The sequence below is a fragment of the Bacteroidota bacterium genome, assembly GCA_030706745.1.
Classification (GTDB): Bacteria; Bacteroidota; Ignavibacteria; order Palsa-1295; family Palsa-1295; genus PALSA-1295.
In genome coordinates, this window is sequence record JAUZNX010000002.1 from 22,013 (window position 1) to 48,115 (window position 26,103).

Here is a 26,103-nt window from a genome sequence, read left to right on the forward strand (position 1 = left end):
AAAAGCGCCGTTCGCTTCCACAGGAAGTAACGGCGCCTGCCTAAATGCCATAGATACCACTCACCATTGCATGCTGTGTGAGCGGGCGAGTTCAATACTCGTTGAGTTCGTCGTCGTAATAAAACTCGTCGTCTTCCGGCGAGTAGTCGGGCCAAACCTCGCCGATCGACTCAAACTGCTCATCTTCGTCCTCGATTTCTTCGAGGTTCCGAATGACGGCGGGCGGCGCGCCAATCCGCTCGCAATAGTCGATCAATTCCGACTTATTGGCCGGCCAAGGAGCGTCGTCGAGGTATTGCGCTAATTCTGAAGTCCAAAGCATGTCAAAAGTTGCAGTTACGGGTTTCTCAAAAACTGTTAAACAAAGATGTGATCGGCGTGTGAAGTTCCCACAGTCTCGGCTTCCAATGGCTAATCTCGCAGCCGCGGATCAAGTGCATCGCGGAGGCCATCGCCAACAAGATTGTAGGAAACGACCGCCAGGAAGATGGCAAAGCCTGGAAATACAGCAAGCCACCAAGCGTGAATATCGTTTCGCGCATCATTGAGAACGCTACCCCAGGTGACGACAGTGGGCGGCACGCCCAAACCCAAGAATGAAAGCCCTGCCTCCAGTAGAATTGCTCCTGCGATCCCAAATGCGGCGGTTACCATAACCGGCGCGAGCGCGTTGGGCAATACATGCCGGAACACGATGCGGGAATCCTTGAAGCCCAGCGCCGTAGCGGCGGAAACGAAATCCATGTTGCGTACTCGTAGGAACTCGCCACGGGTGAACCGGGCAATCCCAGGCCAACTCGTTACGCCGATCAGCACCATAATCAGCCAGATTGATCCATGCTGGACCATCGCCACGACTGTAATAATGAGAAAGAAGGTCGGGAGTGTAATGACCACCTCGATCAATCGAGAGATCAGAATATCGATCCATCCACCATAAAAGCCAGCAATCGCCCCCAGGATAATACCAATTACGAGCGCGAATGACATGGATACAAAGCCGATTGTCAACGCGATCCGCGAACCATGGACCATTCCGCTAAGTACGTCACGACCAATGCCATCCGTACCCAGAAGGTGGTGACCACCCGGTGCGGCAAGGACATTTACGAGATCTTCGTCAGATTCGGAATAACGAATTGGCGGCCAAATACTGGTCGAAAGCTTTCCGGCATCATCCAATTCCTTCCAATCGGCGAGTACAAGGTCCGCAGACCACCGATCGATGCCCAAATCGACCAAATACTGTTTGAATACTGGAAAGTATAGCGTGCCATTGTAACTTGTCATCAACGGTTTATCGTTGGCAAGCACGTCCGCAAAGATCGCTAAGGCAAAAAGGAAGTAGACAACCCAAAGCGCGTACACTGCGACGCGATTCTTCTTGAATTGATGCCGGACCAACGACCAAAAGGTCTGCGTAACAGCAGCACGGGCAGCAACGCGCTTTGCTTCGGCAGCGGATTCAACTCCGGACGGAATTTCCTCTGGAAGTGAGCCAGCCTGACTGGTTTGTTGTCCAACAAGGTACTCGTTGCCGACCGAAATGCCTACGGAAAGATCGCCATCCAGCGTTGGCTTGGATGCGGCCATCGGTGCGCTATATTCCGGAGAGTTGACTTTCTTATCCTTTGGGTCTGCCATATTATCCAGTTCGCTTGGAAAATGCGATCCGAGGATCGACAACTGAATAGAGGATGTCGGCCAGGAGAATTCCAGCGAGCACGAGCACTGAGGAAATTACGAAATCTGCGAGCACGATCGGATAGTCACGAGCGAAAACCGCGCTGACTCCCAATAGTCCTAATCCGGGGATTGAGAAGATCGTCTCGATGATGAACGATCCGCCGATCAGCGCGGGCAACGTACCAGCGATAATGGTAATGATCGGAATGAGCGAATTGCGAAGCGCGTGCTTATAGACTACGATCTTCTCCGAAAGTCCCTTGGCTCTGGCGGTGCGAATGTAGTCCTGACGGATAACATCGAGCATCGATGCGCGCATAAAGCGGGAGAGACTTGCCAAACTCGCGTAGGTATAGCATACGATCGGAAGCGCGATGTGCCAGAGCAAGTCGCCGGTGTTTGCCCACCAGGTCGGGTAGGGATAGTCCATGCCGTGGATTCCGTTGTTAGGGAACCACGCAAGGAAATCACCCCCGCCGAAAAAGATAATCAGCATCGTTGCGACCCAGAAGCCTGGCAACGAATAGAGGATGAAGAGAATCGTAGATATGGATTTATCGACCTTGCCCCCTTCGCGCTGTTTTGCTGCGGAGTATATTCCAATCGGAATGGCGATAATGAACGCCAGGAATTCGGAGATCAGCGCGAGCGTCGCCGTGATCGGCAGGCGCTCCATGATCTTATCGATCACAGGACGCTGGTCCTGAAATGACTTTCCGAAATTCAAGTGCAGGAGATCACCCATCCAGAGGTGGTATTGGTTGTTGGTACCATTCCAGGCGAAGTGAATTCGATCGCGAAGCGGCTTAAGCTCGCCGGTCGAATCCTTTGCGTCCGAAAAAATGGACCAGTACCAAATTGGCTTATCGAGGTGCCACTGGGCGCGGATTTGCTTGATGATCTGCTCATTAAGCTGCTGGTTTCCACGCTGCGCACCTTCGGAGCCAACCCCAGCTTTTAGCTCTGCGGGATCCCCCGGAGCCATCTGGATGATGCCGAAACTAATAACGGTGACGAAGAAGAGCGTCGGGATAAACAGGAGTACCCGGCGTACGATGTATTGAAACATGCGCCAGACAGACGTTGAAATACGACCGAACGGTTCCGGCGCAATGAAGAAAGTCGCCAGTTATCTTACCGGAGGCTTATAATTCGGGTCGGTAATCGTCTGCGGATTCTTGTCATCTTCATCATTTAGGCGGATCGGAGGCCGGTTGGTCTTGACCGTTTGCCGGGGTTGAGCAGTTGTCGGCGAGATTGGTGGTGGTTGGGCGGGCTTAGCCACTATGACCACTGGAGCTATGGGAGTATCTGTTGGTCGCGGGATCGAGACTGCGGGAGCGTTCGAACGCTGAGTGGCACTCGGACGCTGGATCGCATTCGGAATCAGGTAGGCTGCCGTGCCGAGGAGTGCTGCGCCACCAGCCAGCAGCGCGAATTTGGTCCACAGGAGTCCGGAAACAGATTTCGCCGGTGTCTGTGTCGCGAGTTTGCTGAGAAGCGTTGTGTTCGGGAGGCTCGCGAACGCTGGAAATGCTGCCGCATCTCGGGTAAGTGTTTCGTGGACAGCCCGATCCCATCCGAGATTTTCGGAAAAAGATGGATCGTGTCCTGCAGTATTAAATGCTTGCGCTTCGTCGCTGGTCAGATCGCCACTCAGATGCTTCGAAATCAGCAGTTCGTTATCCATACACTATTTCTTTCTTTGAATCTCCCCGAGGGTTGCCAGCGGGGAGCGATGGAGGATGATCGGGCAATCCAACCCCGAGACGTCTCGCTTCTGCTCTGACGATCTCCCTTAAGTGAATTCGCGCGCGCGATGCTCGCGCCCAAATAGCATCGACAGATTTCCCCTGCATCTCGGCGATCTCGCCAAATTTATAGCCGCTATAAATATTTAGCACCAGAACTTCGCGGTCCTCGAACGATAATTTTTCGAGCGCATCGAGAATGATGCATTCGAGGTCTGTTGCCTCCTCGCATTCGGCAACATGGGACAAATGGGTCGCATCGGACCTGTGAGTCACATCAGTCCCATCCTCATCGAATGGAATTTCATTTTTTCTTTTGCGATGCTCGTCGATAATAAGGTTTCGCGCGGTCACAAAGAGAAAGCCGACACCGCGTGGCGCGTTCATCTTTGGTCGAGTTCTTAGCTCGATCACGCGCTCCCAAACGCTTTGCACGATGTCCGCAGCATGGTCCCGAGCGAGTTTATGGCAATACGCTGCCAGCCGCGGATTCAGTTCGCGGTATAGCTCGGAGAAGGCACTGTCATCGCCCGCTATGAATGCCTGAAAGGTCTCGCGCATTGGAAATTGGAACGTGCAGCCGCCGGGAGTAAACTCCCGGCGCCATACAACAGAAGACGCACAAAACCTCCAAAACCTGACATGTCAGGTTGTGCGCACGCAATCCGTCTTCCTTTCGTCTTAACTCTGCAATCCAACGATCATGAAACTACGACTGCTGCTGGTCTCCGTTCTTGCGATTTCGCTTCTTTCGAGTTGCCGCGATAAATTACCGCCCGAGCCGGGAGGCTCGACGAGTGGTTCCGATACGATCGCGTACTACTCGTTCCAGGGCAACCTTACCGATGTTACGGGGCACGGTCATAATGGCAGTGCGCAAGGCCAGATCATTTTCACCTCAGACCGATTTGGTAATCCTTCCGGGGCTATCCAATTCGGTGGGGCAACGTACATTCCGCTTGCGGATAAGGACGGACTCGAGTTTACCAAGAATAGCTCATTTACGATCACGGCATGGGTGAAGACCGGAAACACCGAAGAGCCGATCTTGACGAATAGTCCCGCCGATAACTCGTATCCAGGTTATCAAGTCAACATTTCGAAGAGTTCGGTCTCTGCCAGTTTCACGGGGTGGCAGGATGAGCAGATCCCGCAACCGAGAACGACCCTCGTGATGACCGGACACACGAAGGTCGATGACATTAAGTGGCATTTCGTAGCGGTCTCCGTATCTGAGCAGCAGTCTTCCGGCGGGTCTTCAAGCAGCACCATTTGCCTCTACGTGGATGGCGTTCTCGAGACGGATACGACTGTCCCACAACTCAGCCCCGATTTCAACAACCCGGGCAACCCCATGATCGCGAAGAATGCGCTCGGTCAACTTTACGATGGCGATCTCGGTGAAATGGCGATCTACGGTCGCGCGCTCACGCTGCAAGACATCCAAGCCCGCTTCCACGAAGGCGGATGGTCGGGAGGGAATGCATCTTCCGACCTCGTGTGGACTAAGAGCACGTCGGGAGATTTCGGTACTGCGCCAGTGGGCGGGAGTGTGGTTAAGGAGCTGAGCGCTCTCGATACCGTCAGTTCCGCTTGCACAATCCAGAGTGTCACCGTCACGGGTCCTAATGCATTGGAGTTTTCATTAGGGATGTTGACGCTACCAGCTACAGTTTCTCATCTTGACTCGATCGACATTCCGGTTACCTGGCAACCAGCGGGATCGACTGGATCACATACGGCGATGCTAACGATTACATATCGTGGTCAATCGGGGACACAAACATTGACACTGGCGATCGAGCTCGATGGTACGGTAGCGCCGCCATCGGATACCGGGAGCGCCTTCCAGCTTGTCAAGGGCACTGCTCCGGCATTGATGTCGACAATCCTCGGAATGCGATGGGCACTCGCCCCTACCGGGGCTCCTGGAACAATCGATGGCGCCGATGGATATGCTTGTGGGCTATACGGTATCCTGTTCGCGACCACCGATAGCGGGGCAACCTGGCAGCAACTGCAGCAAGGACTCACCGTGAATGACCTGTTCGCCGTGGCCTTTCAGAACAAGCAATTAGGGGTGGCAGTAGGCTATTGCACCACGTGTCCAATAGCTCCGCGAGCGGTCATCATTCAAACAACGGATCAGGGCGCGCATTGGATACGTGCCACGATCCCAGCGAGCATCGCAACACTGCGCGATGTGATCGCGCTACCCGCTCCGCATAGCTTTATCGCGGTCGGCAGTGATTCTTCCGGCAACGGGGTCATCCTGTCGTCCGCCGATTTTGGCCGGACGTGGCAAATCGCCATGACAACGCCGAAACCGCTATACTCCATCGCCTTCGTTGTTGACCTATCATTTGGCAGTCCGATCATCGCTGTTGGCGATGGAGGTCAGATTTTTGTGTCGCAAGACGCCGGAGCAACATGGGGAGATCGATCGACTGGCTCGAGTAACCTGCGCAGAATCTCGATGGCCTCGAACACAGCGATGCTGAATGGCACGTTCGAAGCTCTCGTAACGACCGACAACAATTCCACTCTGTTGTCAACCGATGCAGGCAAGGCATGGACCGAAAGTCCCGGGCTCGGCGATCCTAATCTCGTCTATGCAGCAGGAGGACTTGAAGCCTGGGCCTCGAGTGATCGTCTTCATCGCACACTCGATGGCGGAAAGACGTGGAGAGATGAAGGAGGTGCGCTATGGGGCCAAACGCGAGCGCTGACTCCCCGCGACGCCCATCATATCGCGCTGATGACCGATCGGGGATTCTATTACTGGATAACAAGATAGGTGTTTTCGAAAGGAGAAGGAAGCCCGCGCTCCTGGCGCGGGCTTTTTGTTTCGGGATGTGAAGCTGCGATCTGTAACTTTGGGTCTTCGGATGGGTTCTATCATCGAGGTTCTCATTTCTCAACCAAAAGAATCGATGAAAAGAATCTGGATTTCTCTCGCATGCGCTCTCTTCCTCCTGACGATCGCGAGCTGTCATAGCGCTCTACAGCCCAATCTGATCGCAACGGGTAGCTCGGACACGATCGCTCACTGGTCCTTCGATGGCAACACGAGGGACGTAAGCGGAAATGGACATGACGGGGTGCTTACCGGAACCACGAATTATATTGTAGATCGATTTGGACACGCCGGGAAAGCGATAGAATTGATCAGTATCAGCGGCGGGATGCATGTCCCAAGTATTCTTGATTTCGATAGCAATGATTCCTACACCATCTCGGCATGGGCTAACGTTTCTGCGCGGGGCGGGTGGGGTATCGCATCAGGAATTTATGGATTTGGTGGTGACACCTCAGGATTCCAGGCTGACTTAATGGGCTGCGGCATCGTCAGGTCAGGTCGGACTATTTCCGCGGATGCGTGGCGGATGTTCACACTTGTGGTGGTCGCACATACGAGCGCAACGCTTTACCGCGATAGCCTCTTGGTAGCCACGAAGACCTACGGTGATTTTGCTGGCTCGCCAGGACTTACTCAACTGGATATCAGAACTGGTACATGGAGAGAGTATACCAACGATTCCTCCAGACTTGATGACATTATCATTTTGCACCGTGCAATGTCCGCTGCCGAAGTCAGCAGTCGATACCATGAAGGCGGATGGTATGCGCGTCAGGTAGATTCCTCCCCATCTACTCCTACTTCCCGCTGGACTCAGGGTGGCACGCTCCCAGCGGGAGGCATTCAGGACATTTGCTGGATCGATACCGGACGGGTCGGAATTGCGTGTGGCCTCCACGGAGCAATTTGGCGATCCGCTGACAGTGGCAGGACCTGGCAGCAGATTCAACAGAATGCGACTCAGAAGGACCTTTACGCAGTATGCTTCGAATCGAACGGGAACGGCGAAGTTGACGCCAGAGGAATCGTCGTAGGTGACGATGGGGCGGGCGCTGGTATCCTTTACACGACGGACTATGGATTGACCTGGATGCCAGCCACATTGCCATCCGGCATTGCGACGCTTCGCGGAGCGATCATCAGCTTACTGAACCGCTCGGCGGTCGGTTCGGATGTTGCGGGTAACGGCGTTATTCTTTTCTCCTCGGACCCGCTGGGTGGAAAACTTTGGAAGCTCGAACGCCATACGCCAAAGCCCCTGTACGGTGTTGTAGCTTCCGGTGTGGACATTATGCCCGGTTATCCGCTGATTGCTGTTGGCGATGGGGGACAGATCTTTGTCGCTGATTCATTGGCGATTAATGGCGATAGTAGCCGATGGAAAGACCGATCGACTGGCACTGGCAATTGGCGTCGAGTTTCAATTTCGTCAACCTCTTTCCCCTACGAGGCCATCGCGATTTCCGACCAGGGCGCGATTCTTCGGTCCGCACAAAGCTTGAAGGGGTATATCGGAGAAGTTTGGACGCCGGGAGGCGGGGTCAACGCGCCTGGTTCGATTTATGATGTGGGTAGCAATAAGGCTTGGGTGGCGGGGGAACGGCTACTGTTCACAATGGATGGCGGCATGACGTGGAACGATCAATCACCGACATCCGGAACATGGCTTTGCATCTCACACGGTGACGGACCGCTCGCAATTCTCAATCAATCGGGCCAGCTCTACTTCCTGAAGAAGTAATGTGGCGCATCGCCGCTCGAGACGAGCATCATATTGCCTTACTTGGCCGCTCTGTCTTGTATTGGCTCGTCCGATAATCCATTGGGTCTTCGATGCAAAGGCCCGCGCGATTTCGCGCGGGCTTTTTCGCGGTGTGATGCCACCCTTTACGCGAGCATACGTGTTATGTTCGGTGCGTGAGAGCCGCATCCCTAATCCTATTTTCGTTCTTGTTCGTAGGGCTGGCTGAAGCACAGTCAGTCTCTCCCGTCGCGTCATTCGAATTCGGTTCACCGCTGTTTATTAGCCGCGCACCGGGTGCATATAACCATGCGAAATTAGCGGACACTGGAGTCAGTTCGGCATTCTCGGTAGGATTGGGTGTTCAGGCAACAATGCGACTCATGGGTCCTATTGGACTCATCGGTCGCATCGAGGGTGTCTACACAACCGGAGAGTTTCTTTCGATTGCGGGTGGCGATACGATTTCTGGTCACGAATGGAAGCTTGTCGCTGAGGCGTTGGCCGAGTGGAGTGCTTCGGGGATTTCATTGCGACTTGGTCCGTGGGTTTCGGAGCGAGTACTCGGCAAGGTCAATCGCAATGGCGTCGATGTTGCCACAATGTCTGCTCCTTTCCACTTTGGCGCGATCTCCGGCTTCGCAATAGGGCCCGCTGGCTGGGCGATTCAACCCGAACTCACAGCCCGCGTTGATCTCTCGCAACTTCAGGATGCGGGAGCGAATGCCTGGAGTATTGGAATCTCTCTGGCCTATCCTATAACGGCATCTGAGCCTTCCGTGACTGCCCCTGAACGAACGGTCGAGCCCACCGCTGCTGAACCGATTGTGAAATTTCTGGTCAATCGCGCACTGGTCAAACGTGAGGTGCCTCTCGAGCGGGTCAAACAATTTGTCAAGCAGTATACCATGAGCGATTCTGCGAACGATGCTCCCATAGTGAAGCAATGGGTTGTTGAATCCTACCATCTTCCTCAACTCGCGGTCTTGGTTGAAATGGAGGGCGGAGTCTCTGGAGACTTGACCATTTCCAAAGATACGCTCAAATTGATGCAGACATCAATGACCGCATTCAATCGCGCGGGAGTTGCACGCGATACCACAGAACTCGACACCGATCCGGGTTTCCTCGAAGCTCTCGCTCATCTGAACATCGGGGCCTGGAATACGTTGGTTGCAGAGTTTCGAAGTAGTCGCGGCTCCGCAGTCGTTCGGGATACGCTGATACTACCGCCAGTCGATACGAATGGCAAAGTCCGAACCGTTGAGAAAAAACAATTGCGGTTCGAATTCTCGCTCAATTATGCTGCACATGAAGGAGGAAATGAGACACTGGGGCTCCTGCTGGACCGTATGAAGTCTCTGGCCCAACCGAGCGATCGCATTACGATACTCAAACCACGAACCGCCGAGCTTGCCGAACAACAACGCGACCTGACGAAGCGCATAACAGATGCGCTTGGCGACTATGCTAAGAATGCGGAATACCAGCTCACCGATAGTAATCCCGGGCGAATCATCGTGGTGCTCGATTCGTGATGATAGTGCTATGATTTCGTCCGCACGCAGAGCAAATTCACTTCGCCTTCGAAATCAGTTTGTCCGGTTTTACTCTGAGGTAATTCTCTCAGTCGCTTGTGTTTTGCATCGATGATCCGGATGGAGAAGCCGGCTTCGAGTAATGTGTTAAGATATGTCGCTCCGCCGTTTGGGTGCCGCGCATCGAGGCCTCGAGGCCAATATTCCGTCATCAAAAATTCTGGCGGATGGAGATCGATGAGTCCTTTCATGCCGATGAGAACATCGAGTTCCGAGCCTTGCACATCCATGATGATTGCATCCGGCCTGGGAAGCCCTGCGCCGATCAGAGAGTCGATCGATCGAACCGGAACGACCACACCTTCTCGATGTGTATCTCCACGCAATTGATGATCGCCGGAGTTCGTCGGACTCAGCGCAAGTGTGGCCATGCCATCCTCCGCACCCACCGCGCACTCGACGATCGTCACGTTATCCAGATGATTCTCGGTGACGGTCCGCCGGAGCAATTCCAGATTTTCCGGAGCCGGCTCGAAGGCTATGACACGACCGGTTTCGCCAACACAGATTGATGCAAGCGTTACGTAGTAGCCGATATTCGCGCCAATATCGAAGACGGTCATTCCCGGTTTTAGGCGCTCGCGGACAATCTCAGTTTCGAATGGCTCATACTCGCGGTACATGATGAACTGATGTCCGACGCCGCCATCTTCGGCACGCACGTAAAGATGGCGGCCATCAAGCGCGGGCGGGGCGACCTTCTGCAGCCCGACGATTCCAAATTGCGGCAAACGCCGGTGGAGACGGTACGCGAGTTTGTGATGCAACGTGTTTACCCGGTCCGAACGATCGTAACCGCGGCCGGTGCAGGCGACGAGCAGCCATCGAAAGAAGCCAAAAAGCAAGCGCATGCAATACGTAACCAAACGGCAAAGCCAACCGTTTAACGGTTCGAATGCACCCAGTACTCTTTCATCTCGGCCCCATTACCTTGTATAGCTTCGGTCTCATGATGGCCGTGGCATTCCTCACTGCGAATTATTTTTTCACGAAGGAGCTCGCGCGGCGCGGCCTCGATGTCCGGATCGCCGGGCAGATCACCATCATCGCGCTGATCGGTGGAGTTGCAGGGAGTAAGATATTCTCCATTCTCGAAAATTGGCAGGACTTTGTCCATGATCCCATCGGACAGCTTTTCTCGCCTGCCGGACTTACATTCTATGGCGGGTTCCTCGTTGCGATGGCGTGGATCTATTTTTACGTCAAGCGCAAACGGCTTCGCTTTTCGCTCTTTGCCGATATTCTTGCGCCCGTCGTATTGCTTGCGTATGGTATTGGCCGGATCGGTTGCCAGCTTGCCGGTGATGGCGATTATGGAATTCCATCGCACGCGCCGTGGGCCATGTCCTATCCGCAAGGGACGGCAAAGCCGACCGTGACCGAGATCGATTATTTTCGGATGCATCCCGATGAGCGGGCCGCATGGCATTACGATTCGCTCGCCTCGATCACGGTGGGCAAGGATGAACTTGGTCAGCGGATCAGCCGATTCGATGAAGTGGTAACCGTGCATCCCGCACCGGTCTATGAGACGATCTTCTGTCTGATTGCCTTCGCGCTGATTTGGAGGTATCGAGTGAAGTACGAGACCCAATATGGAAAGCTTTTTTCGATTACCTTAGTCGTGATGGGAGTCGAGCGTCTGCTCATCGAATTCATTCGTATCAATCCGCTCTATGCCGGGCTTTCAATGGCCCAGTGGATTTCGATTGCGATGATCCTCGCCGGTGGCGTAGCGCTGGCCCTGCGGCGTCCGCCGAGCGCGTCAGCAGCGAAGTAGGAGCGGGTTGGCCGCCGAATTTGCGCATTCAGGGATCAGATCTGAATGCCTTCCTAACAGCTATTCCAACAAACCAGAGAGAGCGTTTACCGGGGTACTGCAAAGATTTCACGATCATATACTTGACTCACCTGACTCTATTTCGCAGATATAGAGGATTCGGCGGCATCTTAGCAACAGAAGGGGGTTCGGGGTCTGGTTCGGTTCTAGCCCGCTTCATGTATATCTTTGGTTCTCCATACCTCTCGCCGGCAAGAACGGCGGCTTCAACGTGGGTCATATCCAAATCTTCAAACCCTAGCTTACTTGTCCATTGCCCGTTTGAAAGCTGTCGCGCGGCGTGCGTAACCTCATCATCCGCGACGAAGAGCACGATCTTCTGAAACCCATCTTCAAGTTGTCCATCGTCACACTTTTCGAATTCGAATCGCCTATATAATTCGATAAACGTGTCTTTCGAATAATTGCGAGACAATCCTGCGGGCCAAAAGACATTCCCGTAAGCATACTCATCGGGCGGATTAGGATCTATGCGAAGCTCAATGCTACACATTGCCCATCCGAAGCAATTATACGCCCGATCTGGCGGGCTTGTAGGGGTATGGTTCTTCTCAGTTAGTGGTTGAGATAGCCTCAACCGAACCCTGAGCATGTCGGGGACCTTCTCGGTCGTCACGCAGATATTTCTCCTTGTATCCCCATTCCCTCCAGCGACCAACAACTTTCCTAAAATCTTGTCGTTCTTCTGGTGGAACAGGATTGATTCGATTAATGTCGAACAGAAGCGTAGCCCAAATAGGGGATGGGTCAAGTGCAAGCTCTCGAAGAAGAATCGGAACAAGCGGCTCCCCTAAGCTAACCATCCAGCGATAATGCTGATTTATCAGTATATCCCGAAAGCGTGACGTGCCAGCAGTTTCTTCGAAAAGTTTTTGCTGGAATTCGATAAATAGATTTTCAGTAGTGATGTCAATTTCAGACTTATCAAAACTGAAAAACACCATCGCTTCAAATGGATTATGTTTTCCGGGTGTTTGAATTCCATAGTAGTTGCGCCTCGCAACCCTGAAAGCGGTCTTTGCTCTTAGAGTCGAATGAATCATATTAGGCCTCTACCTCGTCAGGTGTTAGGTAATCCAATTTGAAACCCCTGATTTTATTTATCAGAATCTTCTGTTTTGTTGTTGCACGTTCGATCGCCGCCTGCATTGCTCTTAAATCGGCTGTATCGAGGGCAACATAAATATCGTCCTCAATATCTTTACCAAGATTGCAGCGTAGATGCAGGGTGTGGTAGAGCATCCATGCGTGCGGCTCTTCAGCAGGGTCCTCCCCAAAAATCGGACGTAAATCAGTTATTATTCGGACCGTTCCGAATGTGCGGTTATGATCGGTAAGAACGTTTAGCGCTTTTGAAGAAAGTACAAGCTGCGGATTGTTTAAGAAAACCGATAATCGTGACTCGTATTTTTCCGCATCTTCGCGCTTGAGGGTCGTCAGGCCTTGCTGTAAAGATTGTCCGACAATGTCCCTGCTTGCATCCGCTGCTTTAATCCGGTATCTATCCATAGCGGATAAGAGACTCTTAATAGATACGATTAGAGTCTTAAGCGTCTCGCGTGGAATCACATTCGTCAGCTTGGCGATATGCTCAATGATCGCCAACGCCTTAAGATCCTTCGGAGCAGAATTTAAGGCAGTCTGAATTTCGCCGAAGGCTTTATCGTCGGCAACGAAAATCGCTTCAAATGCAGCTAAATCCTCGGGGGGTATCCCTTGAAATCTCAGTCCCTCTGCCACTGTGCTTTTTGAAATTGTGTTCTGAAAAGTACTTAGACATACAAATATACGGCAATCGGCAAGCCAAAGTTGCTTAAAGGCTCAGGCAAAGAGTCAGTTGTCGCGTTTTTGTGGCCTCTTTCGCAATCTTTTTTGCTTCTCCAATATTTTAGACCTTCTCTGGCGACAAGGAGATGAGACGCTTCAGGAACGATTCGAAACGCTGATGTGGAGCCGCGCCCTCGTCCTATTCAACATTTATCTATGCGCTTTCTGCTTTCAGCCAAGATTCAGGAGTTGTTCGTGCGTGAGTCTGCGTCCCGCTATTGTTTGAAGAACCAGCATGAAACGGGTTGCCGTCATCAGTCTTGCGATTGTTGAACCTAAAGGAACGGACGCCTTTAGAAGTGTACTTGGCTGAGTCTGATGGCTTCGCATATATGTAAAACAGCGAATTTGGCGAGATGCTGAGGAATTCGCTTTTATGTGAAATTGTTTTTGAGCCAAACCGGTTCTTAGAGTCATGGCACCAGCGGCGAGACTATTCCAGAAAAAACGGGGGGCTGTAATTGATCGGATTCGGAAGCTTTTGGAAGAAAAGAAGATGAATCAGCGCGAGCTCGCCAACAAAGCGGGAATGCGCGATTCCGTTGTAAGCCGAATCCTTGAGGGCCAAACGAACCTCACACTGAAGACAATTGCGCGGATTGAGCACGCGTTAGGGGCCAGCCTGATTAACGTCCCCTGAAAGCATGGATTGGCTTCTTCGTCCCATTATTAGCGCCTATCAGTCGGTTGTCAATTCCCTGACCGGCCCTAATGCAGTAAGCAATTCGAACGCCGTCATTGCGGTGGCTATGGTCCTCAACTTTGGAGCATCCATCTTATTGTGGTGGGCGAACAGGCGCACTGCCACGACCACACGAATGATATTTCTAAATCAGTTCAAACCGATAATCGGAGTACAGCAAGAGATTGAATGGGGGCCGGGCAAAGGGCAGCATCTTGAAAAAATGATTATGCTGGGTACGACACTTAAGAATTCAGGCCAAACTGCCGCCAGTATATTCGACGTTGCCTTCCATCTATTGCTAACGATTAAGGGGTCACCGCCAATGAAGGACGAATGGCTTCACTTTGGTCCGACAGACGCCCGATTTACTCTTCCTCCTGGCGAGACGAAAAAGTTTGATGTGCCGGTCTTTTTCATCGGGCCGGTAGAAGATACCATTGCTGGACACAATCCACTTAAATATCGCATAGAAATAAGTTATCATGGTATGGCAAACGATTATTATTGCCATATCGAAGAAAGAGAGTATGATTATGTACGAGAGAGATTCGTGGTTCGTGCCAATTACACCGTGGAGTATAGCCGCTTCCAGCGTGCTTATGGAGGCGGTCGAAAGCGCATTGGCAAACTCTTCAGAAGGGTCAGATCGTATTATCGCCGCAAGCGCGCTGAAAAGGAAAATGAGATGAAGGCAACTCCAATAGCCAGTGAGAAGTAAGAAGAGTCCAAAAACCTAGTAGCAAACGGGAGTTCACTCTCCGTCCCGCCTTTCCCTCTGGTGAGCAAAGTACATAATTCCGAAATATTTGCGAAATTCATCGCGTCCCTACCAGGACTCTGCTCCTCATTTCAATCGCTATCCGGTGACTGGCGTCACCGGCTACCAATCCGCCGCGGCGGTCGTGCCTGCCGGCGCTGGTGCCCAAGCGAGGGCGCGAACTGGCCGTAGGGACGTGCTGCGCACGTCCTTTCTCGGAATACCACAGACACTCGGGTCCAGCCGTAGGGACGTGCTGCGCGCGTCCTTTCTCGGACTACCTCAGACATTCGGGTACTACCAGCAGTCAGGACGTGCGCGGCACGTCCCTACAATAATATTCAAAAATTCATCGAAAAATTGAGTTGCCGCGGGTGTCGAACCTTGTTATAATAGGGGGAAGGGGTCCACTTCAATTACGAGTTACGAATGACGAATTACGAATAGGACGCAAATATCGGCATTTTTGCAATGGGCCAAACATGGCGGGCTAAGGGACACCGTGATTCATGAAAAACAAACAAAAAAGATACTCAAAATTCTTTGCGGTGTCTCGGGGCAAGCGGTGAAGGTAGGAAGTGTCACCTACCGAATGCGAGGATGAACGACCGCTTGTTCGAGAGCCAATTTTGCCAATGGTCCCAAGGTCGCGCTACTGAAAGCGGTGTCGTGTCAAAGTGGTACTGGATAAAGTGAATGGCTGAGTTAAATCGAAATGGAATCAGGCACAATGGTTGTGACGAACCAATCGCCTATCCATCGGATGCGCGTCGTCGCTGGCGGCCGCCTGGCAGCCGCCAGGCAGCCGCGCCTTGCAGCCGCATGGAAAAGGCGAGAATTTGTATTTCAACCATTTTCCAACCCCAATCAACTCATAATCATCATGGCACAAAATCAACCGAATCAGAATCCATCACGTGACAATCGCAGCAATTCTTCGAATCAGATTCCCTCGCGCAGCGGCTCTCAGAGTGGCACGAAGGACACCTCCCGAAGTGGCTCGCAGAGCGGCTCGCAAAGCAGCTCGCAAAGCGGACGGCAAGGTTCACAGCAGAGCAATCCAAACCGTGGATCCCAGTCGAACCCATCTCAAACGAACAAGACCTCTCAGGGTAGTTCAATGAACGAGTAATGTTCGCGATTCGCGCGGTCCTCACTAACGAAATGGAGAACACTATGGCCAATACGAGTAAACGTGGATTTGCATCAATGAACCAGGAGAAACAGCGGTGGATCGCATCGAAAGGCGGCCGCGCGGCGCATGCCAAAGGCAAGGCGCACGAGTGGTCGCCCGAGGAAGCGCGAGCTGCTGGACGTAAGGGAGGCGAGAGCCGTGGAAGTCGTAACGCTCCACGCATGAACTATGTATCAGAATCCGGCGCAAGCCATACTGGTATTGGTGAAGGAGTGCTTGGTAGTGCCAACGTGATAGGAGGTCTTGCTTCAGCATTTCTGGTGGACGCCGGAAGTTCGCTGAGGGGACAGACGTCTAATCAGGCACAACCAAACCAGTCGCCACTGGCACGGCTTAGTCCACTTGCATCGGCAACCTCACCAGCCAATACCGTTCGGTGAGCATGCCAATGGATCGTGAACGCTCAAGAGGCATCGCGCAACGGGAAAGTGCACCGGTCGAGTCACAATCTGATTCGGCACGTCGCACCCCGGTAAGTGATCAGGCGGTTGACCGTGAGGTTGATGGCGCGGTTGACCGAAAGGTCACTTCCGAACCTTCGCGTCGCGGGGCGCCTCCGGCCGGGCTACAGGGCAAGGTGCGAACACTGTCAACGCCACCCGGTGAACCCTATAACGATCCAGCATTAGGCCGGACGTAGTGGGCGTCTGGCTCACCGGTTTCATTTCTTGGTGTCGGATTGCGAAGACTTGCGTCCGCCTATGATTCCAACGGGATCAAAGGCGGGCGCTTCATTTATGTCTTCAGACCATATCCCACGCCGCGCTCGCTGATGATCAAGCGATCCTTCTCTTCCTGGCCGGAATCGATTTTTTCTCGAAGCCGCTTGATGTAGACATCGATGACGTTCGAACCCATGGTGAAGGAATAGCCCCACACATGCTGCGTGATAACCGAGCGCGAAAGGATCCGGCCCTTGTTCCGCATCAGATATTCGAGCAACTCATATTCTTTTACGGTAAGCGGGATGTGCTGCTCCTCCTCGCTACCGGGCTTCTTCCGGCGCGCCGTGTGTGTCACGGTGTCGAGCACGAGATCGCGAGAGACGAGTTGTGTTTTCTTCTCGATATCCGAACGACGTAGCAGGGAACGCACTCTGGCGGAAAGCTCTTCGAAAAGAAATGGCTTGGTCAGGTAATCGTCGGCCCCGGCATCGAGACCTTCAACCTTTTCACCAATCTCGGTTTTGGCGGTCAGACAGAGAATAGGAACATTGCGCTTAGCTGCGCGAACCTCCTTGATGACCTCGATGCCCGATTTTTTCGGCATCATGATGTCTGTAATGATCAGATCATATGCTTCCGAAAGGGCTCGCTGTAGCCCTTCTTCGCCATCGAGCGCGACATCGACGTCGTACTTCTCTTCGCGAAGTCCCTGTTCTAGAAAGCGAGCGACTTTTTTTTCGTCCTCAATTACGAGTATGCGCATAGCTGCGAAAATTAATTAGTAAGAGAAGAAAACAACCCCGGTAAGGCAACGCGCAAGCTCCGGAAGTAGTTTGCCATTACGAAGCCGATGTTGATTCTCATTGAAACAATGCAAAAACCGTGCTTCCTGCAAGATTCGCACTATTCGGCTAGGCCTTTAGGCCCGGCCGGAAGATTTCTTTAAGCTATGGAGTGATTTTTAGTACCTTTTAAGCTTCCCTCAGCAAACGCACGAACAACTTGATGAAGCTTACTACCGCTACAAAAATAATCAAAGATCGGTGGCTACCAACGAAATTATGAGATCCTTCATGAATGACGGTTCCGACTCGCTGCATGAAATGGAATGGCAGCTTCTATCGCTCGTGCCTGCCACCCCGGAATCACTTTATGTCCCGATCGGCGACGTTCTTCGCGCCGGTGGCAAACGAGCGCGGCCCATGCTCACGCTACTCACGTCAGACATTGCCTCTGCGAATTCAAAATCGCGCGAAGTAACGAATGCGACCCTCAATGCAGCTTGCGCCGTCGAATTGCTCCACACCTTTACGCTGGTCCATGATGACATCATGGACAATGCCAGTACACGAAGAGGTCTTCCTACATTACACACCACGTATGGGGTCAGCACGGCAATTCTAGCCGGCGATGGGCTCATGGCATTGGCAAACCAAGCTCTGGCAATGATCCAGTCACCATTGTTAGGCCGCATTGTTACCGAATTCGCGCTGGGCTTCCGCGCCGTTTGCGAGGGGCAGGCACTCGATGAGGAATTCGAAGGGCGAAAGACTATCGCGATTAGTGAGTATATCGACATGATCGATCTCAAGACCTCTAAGGTTTTTGAGCTTGCGGCTGTGCTCGGTGCTCTCGCCGGAGGGGGGCAGTATGTTGAAGAAGTACGAGGATTTGCGCATCATTTGGGACTTGCATTCCAGATCATGGATGATCTGCTCGATCTGACTGCGAATGAACGCACCTTCGGAAAGACACCCGGTGGCGATATTCTCGAAGGCAAAAGGACATTTCTTTTTGCAGCTGCTATGGAGCAATATTCCTCGCTTGCTGGAGAAGATCTTGCGCTGCTGGAGAAGGTTCGGGACCGACGGGCAACACCAAGAGATATTCCGTTGATGCAAGGGCTATTAGAGCGACTCGGAGTGTTGGAGCGTGCACGAGCTGCCGCACTGGGTGAAACTCAGAAGGCCGAGGCATCACTGAATGCCATCCCGGAATCCGAGGCTCGGGAGCGCCTTCATGCATTTGGCCGTTCATTCCTGGGACGTGATCACTAGGGCTCGACTGCCTGCTCGCGATTTGCTTTCAATTTTTAGTACTGGATACGCTTACGAGTGATACGAAGGACCGTCACAATTCGAAACCGGGCTGGTTTACATACCCGGCCTGCCGCTGCGATCGTCAAGCTCGCGAGCAAGTTCAATTCGGAGTTCTTTATTATCAAGGATGGATTCCGGATTAATGGTAAGTCGATCATCGGTGTCATGACACTTGCGGCCGCGCAAGGTTCCGAACTGGAACTCGAACTCGATGGCCCAGACGAGGATGTCGCCGCAGAAGAAATAGTCAGCTACTTCGATAAGGGATTTGAAGAGGAATAGTCAGTTACGCATTATAGTCACCTATGGACGCCGCTGCATGGAGTGCTTTACTTAGAACTCAGCATTGATCTGTGATCGACACGCGAAATAGTGAACCTCGACAGCTCCTGCGATTCAGTGGAATCGCGGCGAGTCGAGGTATTGCCATCGGTCCGGCATACCGCTATCACCGGACCTTGCTCTACGCCGAAGATCGCAAGTTGGATGTGGCTGAGGTTGGTCGCGAGATCGAGCGGTTTGATGCAGCCGTCGTCAAGGCCAGACAGGAGATTGAAAAAGTCCGAAGAGTCGCCGAGCAAAAGGTCGGCACTCCCGCGAGTGCAATCTTTGAGGCACAAATGATGATGGTCTCGGACGAGTTTATCCTGAGTAAGATTCGACAGCGGATAAAGAACGAACTGAAGCCCGCGGCCTTCGTAGTCGATCGAGAGTTTTCCGAACATCAGCATATGTTCGAGACTGGCGAGAACGTGTTGATGCGAGAACGTGTCGATGACGTTGAAGACATTAAGCAACGTTTGCTTCGCTATTTGCTCGATCGAAAGAAATGGCTCTCGAAGATCGAAGTGCCTTCCGTACTTGTGGCGGACAGTCTGACTCCGGCGGATGCGATCCTGTTCGCGCGTTCGAGTGTGCTCGGATTTGCAATTGATGGAGGAGGCGTAACAAGTCATGTAGCGATCTTAGCTCGTTCGCTTGGATTGCCGGCACTCGTTGCATTGCACTCTGCAGCCGAGCGGATCGAGACAGGTGACCTTCTGATCCTGGATGGCGAACGAGGCGAGCTCATCGTGAATCCTGATCTGGAGACGCTGCGAGGATACGAGCAGGAGCAGAGCTTTGTCCTGGGCACTGGAGCAGAGCTGGAGACGCCCAATTTTGAACCCGATTTTGCTGGCGCGCGAACAGCAGATGGTCATGCGGTTCGTGTTCTGATGAATTTGGAATTTGGCAGTGAAATTGCCATCTCTGAGGCGGAACGCCTCAGCAAGAGTGCTGCCTCCGCCGGATCCCAGGCGATCGGACTTGGGTTGGTACGCACCGAGCACTTCTTACTGCTCCATGATGATTTCCCAACCGAAGAAGAGCAGACGATCTTATATCGGGATCTTGTCGAACGATTCCACCCGGCCTATATTACACTTCGCACTTTCGATGTGGGCGGTGATAAGGTATTGAGTGGGTCATACCGCGAGGATAATCCATTTCTGGGCTGGCGCGGCCTTCGAATCTCCCTCGATGAACCAGAATTATTTTTGGCACAGCTTCGTGCCATTCTACGTGCTTCGGCGCGTGGAAATGTTCGGGTCATGTTCCCGATGGTTACGACATCCGAGGAATTAGTCCGTGCACTTGAATTTCTCGAACAAGCCAGGCATGATCTCCGGATAAAGGAAGAGCCATTCGATGAGAAGATGCCAATCGGCATTATGATCGAGGTTCCGAGCGCCGCAATCATGGCCGAATCATTCTTGCCAATGGTTGACTACCTTTCGATCGGCTCGAACGATTTGACGCAATATACATTGGCCGTAGACCGGGGGAATGATCTCATTGCTGGGTTGTATCAAGATCTGCATCCCGCCGTGCTGCGCCTCATTCAGATGACCGCAGACGCTGCACGCCGTGGAGGCAAGCCAGTCTCGATTTGTGGCGAGCTGGGCAGCAATCCACTTGCGACGCCAATCCTCATCGGCATGGGGATTTCCGAAATGTCAGTTGTACCGACTGATGTTCGTTCGCTGGCCACTCGCGTTCGGTTGCTGCGATATGACGAATGCCGGCCGCTCGTCGATAAGATCCTTGAAAGTTCAGTGTCCGCCGAGGAAGTGAAGCGTCAGATCCTTCACTTCCTGCACGAGCGAGAACTCATTGATCGCTTCAGTCAATCCGCGCTGCGTCCAGGATTTGGTGCCCGGCTCATTAAGCGATAGAGGACTATTTTGAGTGAGCGATCAAAAGAACCACTCACCTCCAGCCTTTACATTCGAGAATCCAAATTCGATTCCGCCACCGTTCGTGAAGGCAACGCCAAGTAAACTCATGTCAAAGTTGATACTGAACGCAGGGCTGATGGCATAAGCCAGCCCTCCGCCAAAGCCCAGGCCGACATTTGTCCCTCCGCCTAACGAGAGAATCAATAAGTCAGCTTGGACGAATGGTTTGACTGAGCCATAAAAGAGGTAGCGAACATAAGGCTCAAGCTCGAATGTCGTGCTCGAGCTGCCACCGCCACTTAAGACCAGCAATCCGAGATAAGAGCCCACCTGCATTTCGGGAGTGGCTGCATACGTGAGGGATATTCCTCCGGGTGCATCGAGACCCGTCGGACTTTGAACATACAGCCCTAAAGCAAATTGTCCACTTGGCGCTTTTTTGCCTTGCGCGAAAGCCATAGCGGAACAAATGAAAAGGAAGACGAAAAGAAGAAGGCTAACTTGTTTGGTCATAATTTTCCTACAGAGTGAAGATACAGTCACTTCCGGTCTGGCCGGTTCTGCAATACAGACGGACATGTTCGTATTGCGCGTCACAAACATACTACTTTCCCGATACGATTCAAAATCGCCAGACAAAATTCGCAACTGGAGCGATGAGTGGCAGTGTGAAGTACATAAAGCCAAAGTCACTTGAGAAACGATCACTCTCGACTCGTAATGCTCCGATGATCCCGAGCTTGTTGGGTGATGACAAGTCGTGATTCCAGATCTCTGCTACAAACCGAACGTTCGGGTTTCCTGGCAGTGGAGTATCGAAGCCAAGCCCCCCACCGAGTCCGCTATTATAGATAAAAGAGAATGAGCCATACGGGAAGACATTCACAAGAATCAAAGGATTGTCCGGACCTTCTGGCGTCCATGATGTCATCTTGTAGAACAACATTCCCGAGAAGCGAGATGCCGAGGGCGTTTCATAGGTCAGCACTCCAAAGAGATGAAGAAAGGTGTTATCGCTCGTAAGCCGAAGGAAGTTGAGTCCACCGGCGAGGGAAAATCCTTGATCGTCGAAGAACGTCAACTTGCCTTGCACGAATCCGATTTGCGATCGAAACGCCACCGTTGGCATGATCGTGAATCCCGCACTTATCGAGAACACATCGCCAACACCATACCCCGCCTGCAAAAAGGCCAACTCCCAAAATCCCAAATAGCCACCTTCAATTGGCTTGCCCGTCGGCATGATGAAGTGCCGGAAACTATCACGCACCGAGTCCGTCGGGCTGGCAATGCTCGTTGTTGTTGCGAGGAGCAGGAAAAGAATGGAATGACAAATGACAAATGACAAATGACGAATGCTGGCATTCGCTCCTCGTGAAGCCGACTTCAAAATCCCAATCTTCAATTTGTCATTCGTCATTATCAAAGCATTCCGAGTCGCTTCCGAATGAACCATTCAGTGCTGAAAAATAATAAAGCCAGTGCAAGTAACGGCCAGCTATTCCACAACTCGAAGTCTCGCGTATTCGTAATCGTTTTTGCCGCGAAGCGTGAACTCGCATAGAGATCATGCAGTAGATTACCGGCAGTCTCCGGTGTATAGAATTTACCTCCAGTCCGATCAGCGATAGCACGTAAGATGTCGCTTCGCATTCGAGGCTCCGCCAGTTCGATATTGAAATCGCCAACATTGAAGCGGCCATCATCCCCACCAATGGCGCGGCCATCCTTGGTGGCCGTTCCAGTATAAGAGTAATCGCCCTTTGGAAGACCTTCAGGGATGTTGGCAATAAATCGCCCATTCCCCGTGGCTTCGAATGCCAAGTCGATCGGCTTTGTTAGCGAGCCACCGCTGACGCGTGCTGTCACATCAGCATGCTCAATCGGAACATAGCTTTCGTCATAGACTTGTGCGAGGAAATCGATTCGTTCGCCGGCCTGATAGACTTTGCGGTTCGGCTCGATTCGCAAACGTTTATTAACTTCTTCGGTCGTGAGCCACCGCGTCGAGTTCGAAAGGAACAGATCGAGTGCACTCATCGCGCCAGCGGTTGTGTCTCCCTTCTTTGTATATGCCTTCTCACGGCCGAAGGAGGTTAGCTTCCATTGCCAGAGGCCGTAACCCGTGACGGCGAGTTGCCGTGCATGACCGATATGTCTTGCAATAATAAGGGGTTCTCCGAGTTTGACCCCTTGCACGGTTGCCTCCGCCAACGTTTGGCTCTCAGGACGTGCTTGGAAATGCGTCTCAGTTTTGAAGAGTGGTGCAAGGCCTTCCCAAGTAATCTTGCCTCGTTCTTGTGGCGGCAGGTGGAGGACCGGCTGATCGGAAGATGCCGGAGTGAGGCTCATGCCGACTTTGATCTCTGCTTGGGAAGCGCTTTGCGAACTGACGCTGAAGGGAAGTGCATCGCCAAGCATTCCGAGCTTTCCGAGATCAAGTGTGTGGGAAGAAAGGAACAGCAATGACCGATTTTCCTGCGTCAGAAGTTGCCGGACCAATGCAAGTGAAGCATCAGATGTCGATGCGACTGGCCAACCGGCAAGCACGACAAGATCGACGTTGCCGAGCTTTTCACGAGTCGGAGTCCCTTCGTAATATTCTGCACCTTGCTTTTGGACGTAAGTGGAAAGCTCGAGCGACGGATTTTCGGAGAAGTACTGCCTTAGGAAGCCGACATCGCTGGAGGGTGCACCGGCGAATAGAATGACGTGGAATTTATTCTTCAGAACACGGACATACGCAATTCGAAGATTGTTCTTCTCCGTCGCTTCATTCGAAAGTAGTGAGACTCGGGCCGTCAGTTTCTTTACGCCTTCCGAGGTCGGAGTATACTGAAAGCTCACCGCTTCATCGCCGCTTGCTTGGGTCAACTCAATAGGTCGCTCGCCAATCTTTTGCGATTCCTCGTAAAGCTCGACGGTAACATGCTCACCCGGCTTAATACCTCCATGATGGATCGTAATGTCCACGGGCTGTGGCGCGCCAACCGTTGCGACCTCGTTCGTAAAGATCTCTGTCACCGCAACATCTCGTGGCTCTGTGGAATCTCCCATGCCGACAGCATAGACCGGCACGCCAAGCTCTTCAGCGAGATGGATCGGATTCTCGCCGGCGGTGAATGCGCCATCAGTATAGAGGACGATCGCTTCAATATTCTTGGTTGCTCGAGCTTCTTTGATGGAGCTGAACAGACTCGCCAAATCGGTTGCGGAGGCTGTTGCACGCAAGCTATCGATCGGAGTCTTATTTGGAAATGGTACCGTCCGATCGCCGACCGTATATAGACTGGTCTTGCTGGCATCGCTGAGGATGGAGCTTCCGATGGCATCATGTGCACTTCGCAGCATCACATCACGCCTGGTTTCTGCGGCCGGTTCGATCGTATGACCTTTCTCCGGCAGCATCATCGACTGAGAATTATCCAATACCACCGCGATGCTTGGGGTGATCTTTTCCGAACTCGTCGAGCTAATGATAGGCTGAAAAATTGCCAGCAATAGCGCCGAGAGTCCCGCGGAGCGCAGTGCGATCAACCAGTTCCGCCGGTAGCGGGTCGTCCGAGGAATCGTATTTCGATACGACCAGATAGCAAGCAGGACGCTGACGGCCAGCAGTCCGACATACATCCACCATGGACCGGCGTTGAAATTGAGAGAAATGTTTATCAAGAAAGCGGGTAGTTGATAATGGATAACGGATCATGGAGAACGGGGAGGAGCATAGTGCTGGGGTACTAAACAGCGATCAGTGCTATTCTACCTTGACTCTCCACTTTCAGCCATCCACTACTTCAGTTGCCATTCGAGCCTCTTCGAACGGAGTGCCTCCGGCGAAAGTTGCGGTGCGCGATACAGACCGCCTTCGTTCCGTTGCCGCAGTGCCTCGAACAAACACACCGCGCTTGCCACCGAGACGTTCAAGCTTTCGGCCATGCCCATCATCGGAATATAGACGAGGCTGTCTGCCATCTCACTGACCTCTTTAGAAATTCCCCGGTGTTCGTTGCCCAGAACAATGGCGGTACTTTTCGTCAGATCGAAATCATACAACGACCGCGCCGTGGCATCGAGCTCGGTCGCCAGAATCTGGAAGCCCTCGTCTCGAAGACCCGCGAAGCAACCCTCGACACTCGTATGTCGCTCGTACTCGAGCCATTTGTCAGCGCCGCTTGCCGATGTCAATTCGAGTCGCGGGAAGCTCTCGATTGTATAGAGCAAATGGACCTTCAGCACGCCTACCGCATCGCATGACCTGAGGATCGCATTCACGTTATGCGCATCGTGAATATTCTCGAGCACCACAGTCAGTGCCGGCTGTCTGCGTGCTAAAGCAAAATCGATTTTCGCGGTTCTGGCGGGAGATTTCAGATCGATCATTTATGTCACACGTTCCAAAAAACTTGCGAGTGCCTCGGCCCATTCTTTAGGCCGCTCGACGGCCGAAAGATGCGCCGCATCGAATTCGATAAACGTCGAGTCCCGAAGTTGCATTGCCATCGCGCGCATCTCTTCGGCCGGGATCACCGCGTCATGCGAGCTTGCGATCACAAGCGATGGCACGATTGCAAGCGGAAGCAGATCCGTGGAGTCCTGCCGCGAAGCCATCGCCCGGAGCGCATCGGCGATGGCTTCGCCAGAGCCGTCGGACATCCACTGGCGGATTTCGATCGCAATTTTCGGATCGGTCGATTCGCTAACGAAGCCAGGATAGAGCCGCTCGATGCCCGCTTCCGAGCGCCGCTTCAGCGCATCTTTCGCGAAGATCTCTCTGGCGCGTTTTGCTGCTTCCGTATCGGCGGCGGCGCGTGTGTTCGATAGCACCAGTCCACGGACCGATCCCGGAAATTGGCGGTAGAATTCGAGCGCGGCGTAGCCGCCCATGCTAAGACCCGCCACGACTATTCTTCTGTTGCCCTCGCCCTTGCGGGAGAGGAGTGCTTCGATTGCGTTCGCCAGCCCCGCCATCGTCCAGCCTTCCTCGCGGGGGGCCTCGCCAAAGCCGGGGAAGTCGAGCGTGACGATGGTGGTGTCATCGCGCAGGTTTTGGAATTCTGCAATCATCGCGTCCCACATCGCGCTCGATAGTGGAAAGGCATGAAGCAGCAACACGCGAAATTGCTCGTCGCGCTCCGATGGATATTCTTTTGAACTCAGCATAGCCTTTTACCTGTCTCCTT

Annotated in this window: 24 protein-coding genes; 10 read left to right on the plus strand and 14 right to left on the minus strand. The window is 52.8% G+C overall.

What is annotated here, in order from left to right; genetic code table 11:
- Window positions 1-91: 91 nt before the first annotated feature.
- The 5 genes from Q8902_02725 to Q8902_02745 all read right to left on the minus strand — a co-directional run bounded on the left by Q8902_02725 (window position 92) and on the right by Q8902_02745 (window position 3,998).
- Window positions 92-322 (minus strand): DUF2795 domain-containing protein, encoded by a 231-nt coding sequence (locus Q8902_02725; protein MDP4198467.1) that lies wholly within the window; start codon window positions 320-322, stop codon window positions 92-94.
- 89 nt (window positions 323-411) lie between these two features.
- Entirely contained in the window at window positions 412-1,644 is a 1,233-nt protein-coding gene (locus tag Q8902_02730) for an ABC transporter permease (GenBank protein ID MDP4198468.1), read from the minus strand.
- 1 nt (window position 1,645) lies between these two features.
- Window positions 1,646-2,755, minus strand: coding sequence for an ABC transporter permease (locus Q8902_02735; protein ID MDP4198469.1), 1,110 nt, complete (start codon window positions 2,753-2,755; stop codon window positions 1,646-1,648).
- Between the two features lie 60 nt (window positions 2,756-2,815).
- Window positions 2,816-3,376 (minus strand): hypothetical protein, encoded by a 561-nt coding sequence (locus tag Q8902_02740; protein MDP4198470.1) that lies wholly within the window; start codon window positions 3,374-3,376, stop codon window positions 2,816-2,818.
- Window positions 3,369-3,998, minus strand: a complete 630-nt coding sequence (locus Q8902_02745) for an RNA polymerase sigma factor (GenBank protein ID MDP4198471.1) — start codon at window positions 3,996-3,998, stop codon at window positions 3,369-3,371. The genes Q8902_02740 and Q8902_02745 overlap by 8 nt, the downstream gene beginning before the upstream one ends.
- Before the next feature lie 142 nt (window positions 3,999-4,140).
- Between Q8902_02745 and Q8902_02750 the strand changes: the two genes are divergently transcribed.
- The 3 genes from Q8902_02750 to Q8902_02760 all read left to right on the plus strand — a co-directional run bounded on the left by Q8902_02750 (window position 4,141) and on the right by Q8902_02760 (window position 9,576).
- A complete protein-coding gene (locus tag Q8902_02750; GenBank protein ID MDP4198472.1) occupies window positions 4,141-6,234 on the plus strand; it encodes a LamG-like jellyroll fold domain-containing protein in 2,094 nt (697 codons plus the stop codon).
- Window positions 6,235-6,370: 136 nt separating this feature from the next.
- Window positions 6,371-8,038 (plus strand): hypothetical protein, encoded by a 1,668-nt coding sequence (locus Q8902_02755; GenBank protein MDP4198473.1) that lies wholly within the window; start codon window positions 6,371-6,373, stop codon window positions 8,036-8,038.
- 176 nt (window positions 8,039-8,214) lie between these two features.
- The gene (locus tag Q8902_02760) at window positions 8,215-9,576 is read left to right on the plus strand and encodes a hypothetical protein (protein MDP4198474.1); all 1,362 of its coding nucleotides are present in this window, start codon (window positions 8,215-8,217) and stop codon (window positions 9,574-9,576) included.
- An 8-nt stretch (window positions 9,577-9,584) separates the two neighbouring features.
- Here Q8902_02760 and Q8902_02765 read toward each other — a convergent pair whose 3' ends face one another.
- Window positions 9,585-10,487, minus strand: coding sequence for an FkbM family methyltransferase (locus tag Q8902_02765; protein ID MDP4198475.1), 903 nt, complete (start codon window positions 10,485-10,487; stop codon window positions 9,585-9,587).
- A gap of 44 nt (window positions 10,488-10,531) precedes the next feature.
- Here Q8902_02765 and Q8902_02770 point away from each other — a divergent pair, with 44 nt between their 5' ends.
- Window positions 10,532-11,416: a prolipoprotein diacylglyceryl transferase gene (locus tag Q8902_02770; GenBank protein ID MDP4198476.1), complete on the plus strand. Its 885-nt coding sequence runs from the start codon at window positions 10,532-10,534 to the stop codon at window positions 11,414-11,416.
- Between the two features lie 611 nt (window positions 11,417-12,027).
- Here the strand turns inward: Q8902_02770 and Q8902_02775 are convergent.
- Window positions 12,028-12,519 (minus strand): hypothetical protein, encoded by a 492-nt coding sequence (locus Q8902_02775; GenBank protein ID MDP4198477.1) that lies wholly within the window; start codon window positions 12,517-12,519, stop codon window positions 12,028-12,030.
- Window position 12,520: 1 nt separating this feature from the next.
- Complete coding sequence (locus tag Q8902_02780; GenBank protein MDP4198478.1) at window positions 12,521-13,216, minus strand: hypothetical protein; 696 nt, start codon at window positions 13,214-13,216, stop codon at window positions 12,521-12,523.
- A 731-nt stretch (window positions 13,217-13,947) separates the two neighbouring features.
- Here Q8902_02780 and Q8902_02785 point away from each other — a divergent pair.
- The 3 genes from Q8902_02785 to Q8902_02795 all read left to right on the plus strand — a co-directional run bounded on the left by Q8902_02785 (window position 13,948) and on the right by Q8902_02795 (window position 16,320).
- Window positions 13,948-14,706 carry a hypothetical protein gene (locus Q8902_02785; protein ID MDP4198479.1) on the plus strand — a complete coding sequence of 253 codons (759 nt, stop codon included), beginning with the start codon at window positions 13,948-13,950 and terminating at the stop codon, window positions 14,704-14,706.
- Between the two features lie 922 nt (window positions 14,707-15,628).
- Entirely contained in the window at window positions 15,629-15,877 is a 249-nt protein-coding gene (locus Q8902_02790) for a hypothetical protein (protein MDP4198480.1), read from the plus strand.
- 44 nt (window positions 15,878-15,921) lie between these two features.
- On the plus strand, window positions 15,922-16,320 hold the full coding sequence (locus Q8902_02795) for a KGG domain-containing protein (protein ID MDP4198481.1): 399 nt from the start codon (window positions 15,922-15,924) through the stop codon (window positions 16,318-16,320).
- 355 nt (window positions 16,321-16,675) lie between these two features.
- Here the strand turns inward: Q8902_02795 and Q8902_02800 are convergent, their stop codons facing one another.
- Window positions 16,676-17,368 carry a response regulator transcription factor gene (locus Q8902_02800; GenBank protein MDP4198482.1) on the minus strand — a complete coding sequence of 231 codons (693 nt, stop codon included), beginning with the start codon at window positions 17,366-17,368 and terminating at the stop codon, window positions 16,676-16,678.
- A 310-nt stretch (window positions 17,369-17,678) separates the two neighbouring features.
- Between Q8902_02800 and Q8902_02805 the strand changes: the two genes are divergently transcribed.
- The 3 genes from Q8902_02805 to ptsP all read left to right on the plus strand — a co-directional run bounded on the left by Q8902_02805 (window position 17,679) and on the right by ptsP (window position 20,920).
- Window positions 17,679-18,662, plus strand: coding sequence for a polyprenyl synthetase family protein (locus Q8902_02805; protein MDP4198483.1), 984 nt, complete (start codon window positions 17,679-17,681; stop codon window positions 18,660-18,662).
- Between the two features lie 57 nt (window positions 18,663-18,719).
- Window positions 18,720-18,986, plus strand: a complete 267-nt coding sequence (locus Q8902_02810; protein ID MDP4198484.1) for an HPr family phosphocarrier protein — start codon at window positions 18,720-18,722, stop codon at window positions 18,984-18,986.
- Between the two features lie 71 nt (window positions 18,987-19,057).
- The gene (gene ptsP, locus Q8902_02815; protein MDP4198485.1) at window positions 19,058-20,920 is read left to right on the plus strand and encodes a phosphoenolpyruvate--protein phosphotransferase; all 1,863 of its coding nucleotides are present in this window, start codon (window positions 19,058-19,060) and stop codon (window positions 20,918-20,920) included.
- 21 nt (window positions 20,921-20,941) lie between these two features.
- On the opposite strand, the gene Q8902_02820 is transcribed toward ptsP, so the two are convergent.
- From Q8902_02820 to Q8902_02840, 5 genes are all read right to left on the minus strand, one after another.
- Window positions 20,942-21,436, minus strand: a complete 495-nt coding sequence (locus Q8902_02820; GenBank protein MDP4198486.1) for a hypothetical protein — start codon at window positions 21,434-21,436, stop codon at window positions 20,942-20,944.
- Between the two features lie 109 nt (window positions 21,437-21,545).
- Window positions 21,546-22,343, minus strand: a complete 798-nt coding sequence (locus Q8902_02825; protein MDP4198487.1) for a hypothetical protein — start codon at window positions 22,341-22,343, stop codon at window positions 21,546-21,548.
- A gap of 2 nt (window positions 22,344-22,345) precedes the next feature.
- The gene (locus Q8902_02830; GenBank protein MDP4198488.1) at window positions 22,346-24,595 is read right to left on the minus strand and encodes a hypothetical protein; all 2,250 of its coding nucleotides are present in this window, start codon (window positions 24,593-24,595) and stop codon (window positions 22,346-22,348) included.
- Between the two features lie 117 nt (window positions 24,596-24,712).
- Window positions 24,713-25,303: a TrmH family RNA methyltransferase gene (locus Q8902_02835; GenBank protein MDP4198489.1), complete on the minus strand. Its 591-nt coding sequence runs from the start codon at window positions 25,301-25,303 to the stop codon at window positions 24,713-24,715.
- A complete protein-coding gene (locus Q8902_02840; protein MDP4198490.1) occupies window positions 25,304-26,083 on the minus strand; it encodes an alpha/beta hydrolase in 780 nt (259 codons plus the stop codon). It lies immediately after the preceding gene.
- Window positions 26,084-26,103 lie beyond the last annotated feature (20 nt).